The organism is Bradyrhizobium sp. 45 (genome assembly GCF_023073155.1).
GTDB lineage: Bacteria > Pseudomonadota > Alphaproteobacteria > Rhizobiales > Xanthobacteraceae > Bradyrhizobium > Bradyrhizobium canariense_D.
On the sequence record NZ_JADPIX010000028.1, the window covers coordinates 82,465 to 98,865 of the forward strand.

Sequence of the window (16,401 nt, forward strand, 5' to 3'; positions counted from 1 at the left end):
TCTCGTGCCTCACAGCCAATACGCCACACGATGGCGGTATTTCGCGTAGCAGCCGAGGCCGATGACGGCCACGACGGTCGCATAGATGACCCCGAGGAGCCATTGCTCCGCATCGGTCGACTGCGACAGTAGCGGCCTGCGCACCAGATCGAGCAGCGTCGCGAACGGATTGGCGCGGATCAGCCAATAAAACGCGGTGCCGCGCGCGCTGTCTTCGGTCCAGATGATCGGCGTCAGGAAGAAGACGAATTGCAGGCCGCTGACGATCGCCGAGCCGATGTCACGAAACCGCGCGCAGAGCATACCGAGCGCGACCGAGCCACCCAGCAGCACAGTGAGCAGGATCGCGAAGCCCGGTACCGCGAGCAGCATGCTCCCATGCAGCGGCCACGGCATCAGGAGATAGAGCAGGACGACGATCACCAGATGATGCGCGAAGATGAGGACGTTGCGCGCCATCATCTGGAGCACGTGCACGATCAGCGGCGCCGGCACCGCCTTGATCAAATGGCCTGATGCCACGAAGATGTGGGAACCTTCCTGGAGCGTCGTCGCGATCAGCGTCCAGACGATCAGGCCGACGGCAAAGTGCGGCAGAAAGCTCGTGATGTCCTGTCTGAACAGTGCCGCATAGACCGTGCCGACGCTGGCAATGGTCGCCGCGAGCGTCAGTGTGATCCAGAGCGGGCCGATCACGGTACGCCGATAGCGCAGCGAAACGTCCATCAGGGCAAGCGTGCCCCAACGATCGAACCGCGCCGCCTGGGCAAGGATCTCCTTGGCTGCAAGCTGAATGCGACGGCCCCTTCGTTTCCGGCGTTCCGATCGTGCGAGAGCATAGCAGATAGCGGCCTATTGGCCGACGGTCTCTATCCGCCCGCCTCTCGCGGGACAATCGGCCGTACGGATGATCCGGACCGGAGTCAGGCTCGCTTGACCCGCCGGACACCGCGCCGGCGGTCCTTCACCGGCGGCTTTGGCGCCAATTCGGGCATCTCGGTCTGGACCTCGCGGTAGCGGGTTAACATCCGTTCAAAGCTGGCATTCAGCGTCTCGGCGATGTCCGGGCGCTTCTCCAGAGCGGAGAGGATCGTCGCCGCAGCCTCGATGGTCGACAGTCCGTCCTTCCGAGGCTCCTTGCGCAGGCGCCCGTACCGCGATGGGGTGGTCGGGTTCAGGATGACGCGCTGGCATTTCAGCATCCACGGGTTGCGCCACCACAGGGCCTTGGCTTGGCTCCAGGTGCCGTCGAGCAGCACCACACCTTCGAGCTTGCCGAGGCGCGCGCGCTGGTTGTCCGCGACCTCGCTCTTGCGGTTGAGAGCCAGGATTTCGCCCTCGGCCTCGAGATCGGTGGCGTGCGCCGAGCCGAGATAGAGCACCGCCCAGTGCGAGGCGTTCTCGATGGGTTGCCCCAGCGCTTTCGACAGGCTCGGCCAGGACAGGCAGACCCGCAGCGTGGCACCGGCGAAATGCTTCGCAAGCAGCCGCGCAGTGCCGAGCGCCCTGTCCTGCTCCTGCGGATGCTGAAGGATCAGGAGCGAGAGCCGGTTCTTGATGGGCGTGACGCTGTCGCAGATGCACAACGGCATCGGCTTCTGGCAGTGCGGGCATTCGGGGATCGGATCGGCCGGCGCGGCGGCGGTGGGGTTCGACATAGTCGCCGCTATACGCTCTGCACGGCGGTTCAACAACCCGCCTATTCCGCCGGCGCGGCCAGCGGGCGCGGTTCGGAGCGGCGGCGCAGGCGGTCGACCAGCAGGTAGATCACGGGCGTGGTGTAGAGCGTCAGGATCTGCGAGACGAACAGCCCGCCGATGATGGTGATGCCGAGCGGACGGCGGAGTTCCGTGCCGGGCCCGGTCGCGACCACCAGCGGAATGCCGGCGAACAGCGCCGCCATCGTCGTCATCAGGATCGGCCGGAAGCGCGCCTGGCAGGCCTCGAAGATCGCCTCCGCCGACGACAGGCCGCGCTGGCGCTCGGCATCGAGCGCGAAATCCACCATCATGATGCCATTCTTCTTGACGATGCCGATCAACAGGATGATGCCAACGAAGGCGATCACGGTCAGTGGCGTGTTGGTGAGCTGCAAGGCCAGCAGCGCGCCAAGTCCCGCCGAGGGTAGCGTCGAGATGATCGTGAGCGGATGGGCGAGGCTCTCGTAGAGCACGCCGAGCACGATATACATCGCCACCAGCGCGCCGAGGATCAGGAGCGGCTGGCGGCCGCTGGTCTTGGCGAAATCGCCAGCATTGCCATCAAAACTGCCGCGAATGCCTTCCGGCATGTGCAGCTCCTCGACCGCGCGCTGGATGTTCTGCGTTGCGGCCTGGATCTGCACGTCCGGCAACAGGTTGAACGACACCGTGGTCGATGGGAACGACTGCGAATGATAGACCGCGAGCGCGGCGAGCCCGCGCGTCGCATGCACCACGGCCGACAGCGGCACCTGCGCGTCGCCCGCGCCGGCGACATAGATGCGATCGAGGTTGGAGGGGTCGACCTGGAATTTCGGGTCGATCTCCAGCACGGTCATGTACTGGTTGCGCTGGGTGTAGATGATCCCGATCTGCCGCTGCGAGAACGCGTTGTTGAGCGCGTTGTCGATATCCTGGACGCGGACGCCGAGTGCGGAGGCCTTCTGGCGGTCGATCGACAAGGTCAATTGAAGCCCGCCGGGATCGCGGTCGCTGGAGATGTCGGTGATGCCTTCGACGCTCTCCATGCGCTTGGCCACGATCGGCGCCCACTTTTGCAACAGGCCGAGGTCGGTGCTGGTCAGCGTGTATTGGTAGTCGGAATCGCTCTGCCGTCCGCCGGCGCGCACGTCCTGGGCGGCGAACATGAACAGGCGGATGCCGGGCACCGGGTATAACGCCCGCCTGAGACGGTCGATCACCACCTGGGTCGAGACGTGGTCGCGCTCCTCCGGCGGCTTCAGGCTGATGAACATGGTGCCGCGATTGGAGGTCGCGCCGCCCGGTCCGCCGCCGCTGCCGACGGTGGAGCCGATGCCGGCCACTGCCGGATCCTGCATCACGATGTCGGCGAGCCGCTGCTGCAGGCTGAGCATGGACTGGAACGAGATGTCGGCCGAGGCGCGCGTCGCCCCGATGACGAAGCCGGAATCGTCGGTCGGGAAATAGCCCTTAGGGATCTTGATGTAGAGCGTAATTGTTAGGCCGATGGTGGCGAAGAACACCAGCAGCGTCAGCAGCGGATATTCCAGCACGGTGCGCAAGGTGCGGGTGTAGAACGCGACGATGCGCGACAGCGAGCCCTCGATGATCCGGTCGAACAGGGTCGCCGTGCCAGACGTGGTCTGGCGGATGTAATGGGCGCAGATCATCGGCGTCACCGTCAGCGACACCAGGGTCGAGACCAGGATGGCGAAGGTCAATGTCAGGGAGAACTCGCGCAGCAGCCGGCCGACGACGCCATCCATGAAGATCAGCGGCGTGAAGGCCGCGATCAGCGACAGGCTGATCGACACGACGGTGAAGCCGATCTGCCGGGCGCCGTCCAATGCCGCCTGGAGCGGGCGCATGCCGTGCTCGAGATTGCGGTACATGTTCTCGATCATGACGATGGCGTCGTCGACCACGAAGCCAACGGAGATCGCCAGCGCCATGAGCGAAAGATTGTCGATCGAGAAGCCCGCGACCCACATGCCGGCGCAGGTTCCGGCCAGCGCCAGCGGCACCGAGATTCCGGCTGCGATCGTCGGCGTGAGCCGTCGCAGGAATACGAACACGACGACCATCACGAGAATGGCAGTCGCGAGCAAGGTCCACTGCATGTCGAGCACGCTGGCGCGGATCGTACTGGTGCGGTCGACCAAGGTGGAGATATCGACCCCGGCCGGGATCCACTGCTTCAGCGCGGGGATCAGCGCCTTCACCCGGTCGACGGTATCGATGACGTTGGCATCGCCCTGCTTGGTGATCTGGATCAGCACAGCCGGCTGCTTGTTGAACCAGGCGATGGAACGGGCGTTACGGACGGAGTCCTCGATGTCGGCAACATCGGAGAGCCGGACGAAATTGCCCTTCGCGCTCTTGATGACGATGTCGCGGAACTCTTTCGCCGTCCGCATCTGCTTGTTGAGCGACAGCGTCTCGCTCTGGCGCTCGCCGTTGAAGATGCCGACCGGACCGAGCGGGTTGGCGTTGATAATCGCAGTTCGCACGTCGTCGGTGGCGATGCCGGCATTGGACAGCGCGACAGGATTGAGCTGAATCCTGACCGCCGGCTGGTCGGCACCCGAGATCGTCACATTGCCCACCCCCGGCACCTGCGAGATGCGCTGCGCCAGCACGGTGTCGGCGACGTCGTAGACCGCGCTGGCGGACAGCGTCTTCGAGGTCAGCGCCAGCACGAAGACCGGCGCGCCTGCGGTGTTCGCCTTGCGGAAGCGCGGCAGCGTCGGCAAATCGCTCGGCAGGTCGACCAGCGACGCATTGATTGCCGCCTGCACGTCGCGGGCGGCTTTGTCGACGTTGCGGCCGATGTCGAACTGGAGCTGGATGCTGGTCGTGCCGAGTGACGAAGTCGAGGTGATCTGGTTGATGCCCGCGATCTCGCCGAGCCGCCGCTCCAGCGGCGAGGCAACCGTCGCGGCCATGACGGACGGGTCGGCGCCAGGACGGCTGGCCGAGACGAAGATGGCGGGAAAATCGATGTTCGGAACCGAGGCAACGGGGAGGAACTCGTAAGCCACGATACCCAGCAGGAACAACCCGATCGACAGCAGCGTGGTCGCGACCGGGCGGCGGATGAAGGGCTCCGAGATCGATGCCATCACTGCATCCCCTCGGTCGCGCCCGCGACGGGCGGACCGCCGGATTCGGCCGGCGGCAGCGCCTGCTCGAGGCGGCGGTTGATGCGGTCGAGGGCGAGATAGATCACCGGCGTGGTGTAGAGCGTGAGCAATTGGCTGAGCAGCAGGCCGCCGATAATGGAGATGCCGAGTGGGAAGCGCAGCTCGGCGCCGGTGCCGCTCTCGATCGCCAGCGGCAGCGCACCGAACAGGGCGGCCAGCGTCGTCATCATGATCGGACGGAAGCGCAGCAGACAAGCCTGTACGATCGCCTCGTTCGGCGACATCCCGTGCCCGCGCTCGGCCTCGAGCGCGAAGTCGATCATCATGATCGCGTTCTTCTTGACGATGCCCATCAACAGGATGATGCCGATCAGCCCGATCACCGAGAGATCCTGCCCGCACAGCATCAGCGCCAGGATCGCGCCGACGCCGGCGGACGGCAGCGTCGAGAGGATCGTGATCGGATGGATGTAGCTCTCGTAGAGCACGCCGAGCACGATATAGATCGTGATCACCGCGGCCAGCAGCAGCCAGGGCTGGCCGGCGAGTGCCTTGGCGAATTCGGCGGCGTCGCCGGCATAGACGCCGACGATGCTGTTGGGCATCTCGATCCGGGTCTCGATGGTCTTCACGGCCTCGACGGCATCGCCAAGCGCCGCGCCCGGCGCGAGGTTGAAGCTGAGCGAGATCGACGGGAATTGCGCCTGGTGCGAAATCGCGAGCGGCGCGGTGGTGCGCGTCAGCGTCGCCACGGCGGAGAGCGGCACCTGCGCGTTGGGCGCACCGGCGGTCGCGCTCGCCGCGCCCGGCAGATAAAGCTTCGACAGGATCGAGGGATCGCGCTGGTACATCGGCAGCGCTTCCAGCACCACGCGGTACTGGTTGGCCTGGCCGTAGATGGTCGAGATCTGGCGCTGCGCGAAGGCGTCGTTGAGCGTGTCGGTGATGCCCTGGAGGCTGACGCCGAGCTGGCCGGCGCGGGTGCGGTCGACCGTGAGCTGCGCCCGCAGACCGCCTTCCTGCGCTTCCGAGGAGACGTCGCGGAACAGCGGATCGCGCCGCATTTCGGCAACCAGCTTGCGCGCCCATTCCGACACCAAAGCGGCGTCGGTGCCGGTCAGCGTGTACTGGTATTGCGAACGGCTCGACTGGGTCGAGATCTGCACGTCCTGCACCGGCTGGAAATAGATGGTCATGCCGGGGATGGCGGCCACCCGCTCCTTCAGGCGGGTGATGACGACGCTGACATCGTCGCGCCGCTCGCCGCGAGGTTTCAGCGTCATGACAAGACGGCCGACATTGGTGGTCGGATTGACCGAGCCTGCACCGATCACCGAGACCACGCCGGTCACATCGGGGTCGGCCTTGATGGCGTCGGCCGCCTCGGCCTGCCGCTTCTGCATCTCCGCAAACGAGACGTCGGGACCGGCTTCGGTCACCGCCGTGATCGAGGCGGTGTCCTGCAGCGGCAGGAAGCCCTTTGGCGCGACGACATAGAGCGCCAGGGTCGCGATCAGCGTGGCGAAAGTCACGACCAGTGTCGCGCGCTGGCGCTCCAGCACCCAGAGCAGCGTGCGGTGATAGAACCCGACGGTGCGGTCGATGAAGCGGCTGACCGCGGCAAGACCCGGCACTGCCAGCTCTTCATGGGCATGCTTCAGCAGGCGCGAGCACATCATCGGCGTCAGCGTCAGCGACACCACGGCGGAGGTCACGACCGCGATCGTCAGGGTCAGCGCGAATTCGCGGAACATGCGGCCCACAAGGCCCGACATGAACAACAGCGGGATGAACACCGCAATCAGCGATACCGTCAGCGAAATCACGGTGAAGCCGATCTCGCTGGCGCCCTTCAGCGAAGCCTCCATCGCGCTGTCGCCGTTTTCCATGTGGCGGACGATGTTCTCGATCATCACGATGGCGTCGTCCACGACGAAACCGGTGCCGATGGTGAGCGCCATCAGCGACAGATTGTCGAGGCTGAAGCCGGCAAAATACATGATGCCGAAGCTCGTGATCAGCGACAGCGGCAGCGCCACGCCGGCGATCAGCGTGGCGCGTAGCGAACGCAGGAACAGCAGCACCACCAGCGTCACCAGCACGACGCTGAGGATCAGCGTGAACTGCACGTCGCGCACCGAGGCACGGATGGTGACGGTGCGGTCGGAGACGATGGTGAGGTTCACGCCGGCCGGAATAGCGCGCTGGACCTTTGGGATTTCCGCCCGGATCTGGCTGACGACGTCGATCACATTGGCGCCGGGCTGACGCTGGATGTCGATGATGACGGCGGGCGAGCCCTGGTACCAGCCGCCGGTGCGGTCGTTCTCGAGCCCATCGACGATCTGGGCGACGTCGGCGATCGTGACCGGCGAGCCGTTGCGGTAGGCGATGATGACAGGCTTGTAGGCGTCGGCGGCGGCGATCTGGTCGTTGGCGGCGATGATGTAGGATTGCTGCGCGCCGTCGAGCGAGCCTTTCGGCCCGGAGACGTTGGCACTGGCGATCGCGGTGCGCAGGTCTTCCATGGCGATGCCATAGGCGGCGAGCCGCGCGAGATCCGCCTGGATGCGGACAGCTGGCTTCAGTCCGCCGAGCACAGAGACGCGCCCGACGCCGGAAATCTGGCTCAGCCGCTGCGCCAGAAGCGTATCGGCGATGTCGCTCATCGCCCGCAACGAGATTGTGTCGGAGCGCAGCGCCAACGTCATCACCGGCGCATCGGCCGGGTTCACCTTGGCGTAGGTCGGCGGATAAGGCAGCGTCTTGGGCAGCACGCCGGCCGCCGCGTTGATCGCAGCCTGGACGTCCTGGGTGGCACCGTCGATGTCGCGGTTGAGATCGAACTGCAGCGAGATCTGGCTGACGCCGAACGAGCTCGTCGAATTCATCGCCGACAGCGACGGGATCTGGCCGAGCTGCCGCTCCAAGGGCGCGGTGATCAGCGAGGCGATCACGTCGGGGCTCGCGCCGGGCAATTGCGTCGTCACCTGCACGGTCGGGAAATCGACCTGCGGCAGCGCGGACACCGGCAGCGCGAAATAGCCGAGCAGCCCGCCAATCAGAAGCGCGATGCCGAGCAATGAGGTCGCGATCGGACGGCGGATGAAGGGTTCGGAGACGCCCATGGGATGCGCCTGCCGCTCAGGCGGCTGTTGTCGGGATCATGGCTGCTTAGCTCCACTTCCCGATGCACCCGGACTTGACGGAGGCCCTGGTGCCGGTCCGGTCTGGCCCTTCTGGTCGCCTTCGCTGCTCTTGCGCTTGGCGCGGAACTCGCCGTCCTTGTCTTGTCCGTCCTTCTGGCCGTCTTTTGCGCCGTCCTTCTTCTGACCATCCGGCCCGCGCGAGCGCTTGCGCGGCGCGAGATCGGCCGACGGGGTCTGATCGTCGCGCCCGATGACCACCTTGGAGCCGTCGGACAGATTGGCAAAGCCCGTCGTGACGACCTTGTCGGTCGCCGACAGGCCACTGGCGATGACGGCGTCATGCTCGTTCTGCTGCGTCACCGTCACCGGCTTGGCCGAGACGATGTTATCCTCGCCGATGACATAGCTGAAGGTGCCGATCGGTCCGCGCTGCACGGCAGAGGTCGGTACCACCAGCGCCTGCGTCAAGGTCTCGACCTTGAGGCGGACATTGACGAACTGGCCGGGCCAGAGCTGGTAATTGGCGTTGGGAAATTCGGCCTTGAGCCTGAGCGTTCCCGTGGTCTGGTCGACCTGGTTGTCGATGCCGGTGAGCTTGCCGGTGTCGATCACGGTGAGGCCGTCATTGCCGAACACGTCGACCGCGAGCGTGCCCTTCGATGCCGCGGCGTTGACGCGCATGATCTGCTGCTGCGGCAAGCTGAACCACACCGCCATCGGCTGCAATTGCGTGATCACCACGAGACCCGTGGTGTCCGAGGCATGGATGATGTTGCCTTGATCGACCTGGCGCAGGCCGGCGCGGCCCGAGATCGGCGCCACGATCTTGGTGTAGCTCAGCGTCGCCGCTGCATTGTCGATCGCGGCCTGGTCGGCCTTGACCAACGCCTCGGTCTGCGCGACCAGCGCGCGTTGGGTGTCGGCCTGCTGCTTGGATCCGGCATTGGAGGCAGCTAACTGCTCGTAGCGCGTAAGGTCGATACGCTGGTTGGCGAGCTGGGCCTGGTCCTGCGCCTTCTTGGCGACGGCCTGATCGTACGTCGCCTGGTAGAGCGCCGGGTCGATCTCGCCGACCACGTCGCCTTTCTTGACGTCCTGTCCCTCGGTGAAATTGACCGCGATCAGCTTGCCGTCGACCTGCGAGCGGACGGTCACGGTGTTGAGTGCGCGGATCGCGCCGACGCCGTCGAGGTAGACGGGAACGTCCTGGATGCGGGGCGTCGCCGCCAGCACCGGCACCGGCAGATCCGGCCGCTGATTGCGGCCGTTCGCCTGCTGCGGCTGCTGGTGCCAGATGGTCCAGCCGTAGTAGCCGAGCCCGCCGAGGATCGCCAGCGTGATCAGGGTCATGACGAAGCCGCGCCCGCGCGACTTCTTTGCCGTTCCCTCCTTCGCGCCTTGCTTCGTATCCGGCTTAAAGAGCATTGACCGGTTTCTCCATCCTCGGCTCCCAGCCGCCGCCGAGCGCCTGATACAGGCTGACGATAGCAAGAAGGCGGGCAAGTTGCGCCTGTGACAGCGCGTCTTCCGCCTGGAACAGGGTCAGTTGCGTATTGAGCACGGTGACGATATCGGCGGTACCGGCGCGCAATTGCTGCTCGGAGAGATCGAATGCGCGGCGGGAGGCGTTGAGGACGTCACGCTGCAATTGCAGCCTGATCGTGGTCTGCTTGATCGAGAACAGCGCGTTGTCGACGTCGGCAAAGGACTGGATGATGGTCTTGCGGTAGGTCTGGAGCAATTCGTCCTGCCGCGCCTTGGCAAACTCGAAATTGCCGAGGATCTTGCCGCCGTCGAAGATCGGCTGCGTCGCGCTGCCGACGAGCTGGAAGAATGCCGCATGCGGCTGGAACAGCGAGACCAGGGCCGAGCTCTGATAGCCGCCATTGCCGGTGAGCTGGATGGTCGGAAAGAATTGCGCGCGGGCATTGCCGACGTTCGCTGTCGCGGAGGCGAGCTGGGCCTCCTGCCGGCGAATGTCGGGCCGCTGCGTCAGGAGCTCCGACGGCAGTCCCGGCGTCACGCGCGGAATCGCGATCCGGTTCAGCGAGCCGCCGAGCACGCGCACGCTCTCCGGCGGCCGCGACACCAGGACTGCAAGCGCATTGACGTTCTGGTCGAGCGTCTGGCGCAGCGGCGGCACCAGTGCCTTCTGGTTTGCGAGCACGCTCTCCTGCTGGGCGACGTCGAGGTCGGTGCCGGTGCCGGCCTTGCGCCGTTCCCTGACGGCATCGAGGATGCGTTGCGCGCTCGCGATGTTGCGCTGTGAGGTCCTGATGCGATCCTGCGAGGCCAGCACCTGGAAATAGGCGTTAGCGACGCCTGCAAGCGTGGTCAGCGCAACGACGTCGCGATCGAAGCGGTTGGCATTTGCCGTCTCTTCCGCCGTTTGCAGGGCGTCGCGATTTTGGCCCCAGAAATCGAGCTGGTAGCTCGCGCTCAGCGAAGCCTGGTAGTTGACGACCTCACGGCCGCCATTGGTTAGCCCCGAGGCGGAGGAACCGGAGGTGCGCGAATAGGCCTCCTGCCCGGTGCCGGACAGGCTCGGCAGCAGCGCCGCACCCGCCTGCCGCGCCTGAGCGTCGGCCTCGACGATGCGCGAAACGGCGGCGGCGATGTCGAGGTTGACGGTGTGCGCCTCTTCCATCAGCTGTGTCAGCTCCGCGGAGCGGAAGCTGCGCCACCAATCCAGCGACGGCGGCGCATCGGCCTTCCCGGCATATTTGTATTGCGTGGGAACGTCGAGCGCGGGATCAGGAAGATCCTGCGTCAGCACGCAGGCGCCCGAACCGGCGGCGAGGCAAGCGACCGCAAGCCAGCGCGCCGCACGTCGCGTCCGGGACGTCGCGCCTGGTGACCGCCGCACGGCGATCGCCGGAACACGTTGTGTCACATCCACCCCCCGCCGGGCAGATCGAACCGCCGCCGCGCGGCCGGATTAGCCGATTCGCAGCGCGGTCGTCGGGGGGCTTTGGACAACTCGTTCACAAGTGATGCTTTCAGCGAAATTGTGCGCCTCATACTAGCCGGACGCGGAACCGCGGGACAGTCCCGCAGTTGCGAGGTGCCCCCCAAAGCGCGACGATCTTAGAGCTGAGAAAATACAAAAGGGTGCTGTCCTGCAGGTGTTTCTTGAATTTCAGGGTCGTTCCTGAGTGCGTTCGAGCTTACCAAGATTTCATGTGATACTGCCGCCACACCGACGCCAACCCCCTCCAATCCGCCTGCACCGCTCGCGATGCGGCTTCAGTCCGGCCGCGAAACCGGGCCTGGCCACTTTCGCGAGGTTGTCCATTATCGGAAAACGAATAAGCGTTCGTCGTGCCGATATCTTGACCGCCTCCCGCGTACCATCCGCACTCTTCGACGGCGACGGCTGACATCCAATGGAGGGTGCGCTCGCGACGACCCTTATCTTCCATGTTTTGGCAGAAGCCGGCCACATCCTCCTACCGATATCCCGCGGCGTAGCACAGCAGCAGCAGCGGCGATCTCTCCTTCCAAATTTTCACTGCTTACGGGGATTTTCGCGGGTTTCGCCGCAGCGCAAAAGCCTTCCCCTTTGGCATTTCAAGCACTAGGTTCTGGCCAACCTAATCAACCCCTTGCCAGTGATTTCCCCTGACATGATTATCAAAAACGACGTTGTCGAAGCCATCGGCAACACCCCGCTGATCAAGCTCAAGCGCGCTTCCGAACTGACCGGCTGCACCATCCTGGGCAAGGCCGAATTCATGAATCCCGGCCAGTCGGTGAAGGATCGCGCCGGCAAATGGATGATCCTCGAGGCCGAGAAGCGCGGCGAGCTCAAGCCCGGCGGTCTCGTCGTGGAATCGACCGCCGGCAATACCGGCATCGGTCTTGCGGTCGTGGCCAGCGCCCGCGGCTACCGCACGCTGATCGTGATCCCGGAGACGCAGAGCCAGGAGAAGAAGGATTTTCTGAAGCTGTGCGGCGCCGAGCTGCTGGAATCGCCGGCCCTGCCCTATTCCAATCCGAACAATTACCAGCATGTCGGCCGCCGTCTTGCCGACGAGCTGCGCAAGACGGAGCCGAACGGCGTGCTGTTCGCCGACCAGTGGAACAACCTCGACAATGCGAAGGCGCATTACGAGTCCACAGGTCCCGAGATCTGGGAGCAGACCGGCGGCAAGATCGACGGCTTCGTCTGCTCCGTCGGCAGCGGCGGCACGCTGGCCGGCACCAGCCGCTTCCTGAAAGAGAAGAGCAAGGACGTCAGGATCGCCTGCGCCGACCCGCACGGCGCCGGCATGTATGAATATTTCAGAACGGGCGATGCCAAGGCGACGCCGGGCGGCTCGATCACCGAGGGCATCGGCCTCAACCGGGCGACCGCAATCGTCGAGAGCGCAAAGGTCGATGACGCCTATCTCATTCCCGATGCGGAAGCAGTCACGGTGATCTACGAACTGCTCCAGCACGAAGGCCTGTGCCTCGGCGGCTCGACCGGCATCAACGTTGCCGGCGCGATGCGTCTCGCAAAACAGCTCGGGCCCGGCAAGACGATCGTCACCGTGCTTTGCGATTCCGGCAGCCGTTACCAGTCGAAGCTGTTCAATGCGGACTTCATGCGCGCCAAGAGCCTTCCTGTGCCTGAATGGCTGGAGAAGCGCAGCAACATCAAGCTGCCGTTCGTCTAGAACGTTCCGGAAGCCGGCCGTCTAGCTCCAGTTCGAGCGAGACGATCCCTGCGACACCCGCGCGAGGCGCTCGTTCGATAGCGAAGGCTTGTTCGCGCGTGTGCGCGGCGGGAGGGGAGCGCCGTAGGAGCCCTCGCTGTCGCCGCTCGGCCAGAACATGAGCGCGAGCATCAGCGCGAGGTTGACGAGCGCGCCGACCGCCGTTGCCTGGTGCTCCTCCCCGATCGCCCAGGCCGGAAACCGGCCCGCGACGACATGGTCGACGATCATGAGCGCGAACCAGGCAGGCACCACGCAGACCGGATCCCAGCCGATGTCGCGGATGCGCATCGATTGCAGCGTGAGGGTCGCAACTCCGAAGAACACGATCGCGGCGATCATCGCCCAGCTCTTGGTGAGGTCTTCGGGTCGGATCGCGCCGGGCGAGGTGTTGTTCAGCACGGCCATTGCGATTGCAAAGCAGATCGCCGTCATCACGATCGCAAGCGCGACCGTCGCGAGGAAGAAATGCAATCGCCCGAGCCGGGCGTTCAAGCCGAAGACGAAACCGAGCATTGGCGCACCCTTTTGGCGCCACATGCCCAGAGATAGCTTTCGGAGCCATGAACCGGCACGGTCGCGCAGCGCCGCATGGTTTCCGGAGGACTAAGGTGGCCGGCGCAATTCGAGGCTACGCCCCAACCGGCAGGGTCAGGCCCCCGCTGCCTTCGACAGCCGCGGCACAATAGTCGCGCAGAACTGGCGATAGCCCGCTTCGACCTTGCGCGTGTAGATTTCGACATTGCCGGCGGGAGACGCTGCGATCCGGGCCGGCAAGTCGCTGCGCAACCTCGCCAGATACGCCGGCTGCGCCGCATATTTGCAGGCGATCGCGGCATAGCCCTCGTCGTCCTCGGCGACCCAGTCGTCGAGACCGACCGCAGCCACGATCGAACCACCGGCACGCGACGAGGCGCCGTTGCCGAGCTTGGCCACGACCGGAACGCCGGCATAGAGCGATTCCCAGGTGCTGACGCCGCCATTTTGCGGGAACGTGTCGAGCGATATGTCGACGTTCGCAAAGGCCCGCAGGTGCTCGGGGCGCGGCGACGAGCCCAGGCAGGTGACATTCTCCTCGGCAACGCCCTGTGCCACGAACCGCGCGACCAAATTGTCGCGCAACATGGGATCGTCAAGCAGGGTATGTTTGACGATGATCTTCGAACCGGTCACCTCGCGCATCACTTTCGACCACACCCGGATGGCCTCGTCCGAGATCTTGTAGATGCGGTTGAACACGCCGAAGGTGACATGGCCGTTGCGGAGCATGGGCGGCTCCGATGCAGGTAGATCCAAAATGGGATCGATCGTGATCAGGCACGGCAGGTCGTAGACCTTTTCAGCCAGCAGATGGCGCGCCGATTGCGGAATGAAGACGGGATCCGCGAGCACGTAGTCCATGGTCTGAAGGCCCGTGCCCGTGGCGTGACCAAACCCCGAGACCTGGATCGGGGCCGGCTTGCGGGCGAAGACATGGAGCCTGTTGCCGGTCGTGTGCCCGGATACGTCGATCAGGATATCGACCTTGTCGGCCTGAATGCGATCGGCCAGTTCGTCGTCCGACATCTGCCAGGCGTCGACCCAGACGTCCGCCGAGGACCTGAATGCGGCGGTCATCTCATCTCTTACCGGCGAGCACGAATAGCAGACGATCTCGAACCTGGCATGATCATGATGGCGCAGCACCGGCAACAGAGCGAACGCTGCCGAGTGGTTCCTCAATTCGGAAGCGACATATCCGATCAAAATCCGCTTGTCCGGATCAAGCGTGCGGGGCGCCAACGCCCTTTGCGCCAATTTGGCGCCGATCGCGTCCCACCATTGTTTTCGCGCAGCCTGCTGAACCGAAAAATCGGCCTCCGGGAGATAGTCCAGGAAGAATATCTTGCGCCCGATCAAGTCCGCATAATCAGGCGCCATTGCCAGCCCGGCGTCGAGATGTTCGAGCGCCGTCGCGATGTCTCTCTGGCTCGCATAGCAGGAAGCAAGGAGCGCAATTCCGATGTCGGACCGCGGATTTTCCTCCAGCAAGGTCTCGACGGCCGCAATCGCCTCGGCCGTGTTGCCCTTGACAAGGTTGACTTGCGCCTTTCCCTGCAAGGCCACTTCGAGCCTCGGCGAAAGCGCCAGCGCCGCATCAAAGTCCGCGAGCGCCTGCTCCAGCCGCAACAGATCGAGATTGAGCCGTCCGCGCTGCGCCAGAATCTTCGGCGAATCCGGCTTGATCGCGAGCCCTGCCGCGATCGCCGCGGCCGCCTCTTCGTAGTGCCGGAGCTCGATGCATACCATGCCCCTGCCTGCGATCGCTTCCGCGTGACGCGGTTGAAACGCGAGGGCGCGATCGAAACTCTCCTTGGCGCGCTGGGACTGGCCTTCGATCAGCTCCGCCATGCCCCGATTGCAAAATGCATCGGCATAGTCCGGCTTCAGCCTGATAGCGCGATCGTGCAGCTCGATAGCCTGCTCGGCGAGGCCCATGTGCAGCAGCGTATTGCCGAGATTGGTCAAGGCGATCGGAGAATTCGGCTTCAGCGCAACGGCCTTCTCCTGGCATGCGCGAGCCTCCTGAAACTTCTGGAGGGTGAAATACACCGCCCCGAGATTACCATGGGCATCGGGCGAACGCGGATCGAGCACGGTCGCGCGCTCGAGCAGTTGTTGCGCCTCATCGAGCCGCCCGCCATCATACGCGCGCAGACCGAGCAAGTGCGCGGCGTCGAAATGATCCGGAACCTCCGTCAAAATCCGGCGGCAGAGTGTCTCGACCTCCGCGTATCTGCCCTGGCCGAGTGCCTGAACCGCGGCGGACATGAGTGCGTCCGCCTGCTTCTTCAATTTCTTTTGCAATCGCGCGTTCTGGAATGCGCGCGCGCCGGCGCTGCTCTGCAAAGTCTCTCTCCGGAGGATGGCCCGAAAAGAGCTTGGCCGATTCGCATGGTGCCAAGCTGGCGGGCCGGTTAGACCCGCGACGCCACCGGATTGCAGGTGCTCAGCGCAGGATCTGGCTCAGAAACAGTTTTGTTCGGGCGTGCTGTGGGGCCGCGAAGAACTCGTTGGGCGTGTTGGCTTCGATGATCTGGCCCGCGTCCATGAACACCACGCGGTTGGCGACCTCGCGGGCAAAGCCCATCTCGTGGGTGACCACCAGCATGGTCATGCCCTCCTCGGCAAGGTCGACCATGGTGTCCAGCACCTCCTTGACCATTTCGGGGTCGAGCGCCGAGGTCGGCTCGTCGAACAGCATCACCTTCGGGTTCATCGTCAGCGCGCGGGCGATCGCGACGCGCTGCTGCTGACCGCCGGACATCTGTCCCGGAAACTTGTTGGCCTGGTGCGGGATCTTGACCCGCTCCAGAAACTTCATCGCCGCAGCCTCGGCGTCCTTCTTGGGGATGTTGCGCACCCAGATCGGCGCCAGCGTGCAATTGTCCAGCACGGACAGGTGCGGAAACAGGTTGAAGCTCTGGAACACCATGCCGACTTCGCGCCGCACCGCATCGACGTGCTTGAGGTTCGGCCCGAGCTCGATGCCGTCAACGACGATCTCGCCTTCCTGAAACTCCTCGAGCGCGTTGATACAGCGGATCAGCGTCGACTTGCCCGAGCCGGAGGGGCCGCAGATCACGATGCGCTCGCCCTTCTCGACCGTAAGGTCGATGTCGCGCAGCACGTGAAACTCGCCGTACCATTTGTTCAGGCCGGAAATCTTGACGATGGGGTCGGACAT

The 16,401-nt window shown here is 64.7% G+C and carries 9 protein-coding genes and 1 pseudogene; 1 reads left to right on the forward strand and 9 read right to left on the reverse strand.

The genetic code is table 11. The annotated features are described in order from the left end of the window. Positions 1–9 precede the first annotated feature (9 nt). From IVB42_RS04610 to IVB42_RS04635, 6 genes are all read right to left on the reverse strand, one after another. Complete coding sequence (locus IVB42_RS04610) at positions 10–726, reverse strand: ABC transporter permease (protein WP_085385242.1); 717 nt, start codon at positions 724–726, stop codon at positions 10–12. A 197-nt stretch (positions 727–923) separates the two neighbouring features. Next, positions 924–1,658 (reverse strand): tRNA-uridine aminocarboxypropyltransferase, encoded by a 735-nt coding sequence (locus IVB42_RS04615; protein WP_247469776.1) that lies wholly within the window; start codon positions 1,656–1,658, stop codon positions 924–926. A 41-nt stretch (positions 1,659–1,699) separates the two neighbouring features. After that, the gene (locus IVB42_RS04620; protein ID WP_085349830.1) at positions 1,700–4,804 is read right to left on the reverse strand and encodes an efflux RND transporter permease subunit; all 3,105 of its coding nucleotides are present in this window, start codon (positions 4,802–4,804) and stop codon (positions 1,700–1,702) included. Then, complete coding sequence (locus tag IVB42_RS04625; RefSeq protein WP_247395675.1) at positions 4,804–7,953, reverse strand: efflux RND transporter permease subunit; 3,150 nt, start codon at positions 7,951–7,953, stop codon at positions 4,804–4,806. Before IVB42_RS04625 ends, IVB42_RS04620 begins: the two co-directional genes overlap by 1 nt. Before the next feature lie 36 nt (positions 7,954–7,989). Continuing rightward, the gene (locus IVB42_RS04630; protein ID WP_204511169.1) at positions 7,990–9,399 is read right to left on the reverse strand and encodes an efflux RND transporter periplasmic adaptor subunit; all 1,410 of its coding nucleotides are present in this window, start codon (positions 9,397–9,399) and stop codon (positions 7,990–7,992) included. Continuing rightward, on the reverse strand, positions 9,389–10,873 hold the full coding sequence (locus tag IVB42_RS04635) for an efflux transporter outer membrane subunit (RefSeq protein WP_026233443.1): 1,485 nt from the start codon (positions 10,871–10,873) through the stop codon (positions 9,389–9,391). The genes IVB42_RS04630 and IVB42_RS04635 overlap by 11 nt, the downstream gene beginning before the upstream one ends. Positions 10,874–11,600: 727 nt before the next feature. Between IVB42_RS04635 and IVB42_RS04640 the strand changes: the two genes are divergently transcribed. After that, a complete protein-coding gene (locus IVB42_RS04640) occupies positions 11,601–12,635 on the forward strand; it encodes a cysteine synthase A (RefSeq protein ID WP_247296786.1) in 1,035 nt (344 codons plus the stop codon). Between the two features lie 21 nt (positions 12,636–12,656). Here the strand turns inward: IVB42_RS04640 and IVB42_RS04645 are convergent, their stop codons facing one another. From IVB42_RS04645 to IVB42_RS04655, 3 genes and pseudogenes are all read right to left on the reverse strand, one after another. Further along, positions 12,657–13,190 (reverse strand): DUF805 domain-containing protein, encoded by a 534-nt coding sequence (locus IVB42_RS04645; RefSeq protein ID WP_018457795.1) that lies wholly within the window; start codon positions 13,188–13,190, stop codon positions 12,657–12,659. Between the two features lie 115 nt (positions 13,191–13,305). Beyond that, positions 13,306–15,563, reverse strand: a pseudogene (locus IVB42_RS04650) (tetratricopeptide repeat protein). 100 nt (positions 15,564–15,663) lie between these two features. Further along, positions 15,664–16,401, reverse strand: coding sequence for an amino acid ABC transporter ATP-binding protein (locus IVB42_RS04655; RefSeq protein WP_018457791.1), 738 nt, complete (start codon positions 16,399–16,401; stop codon positions 15,664–15,666).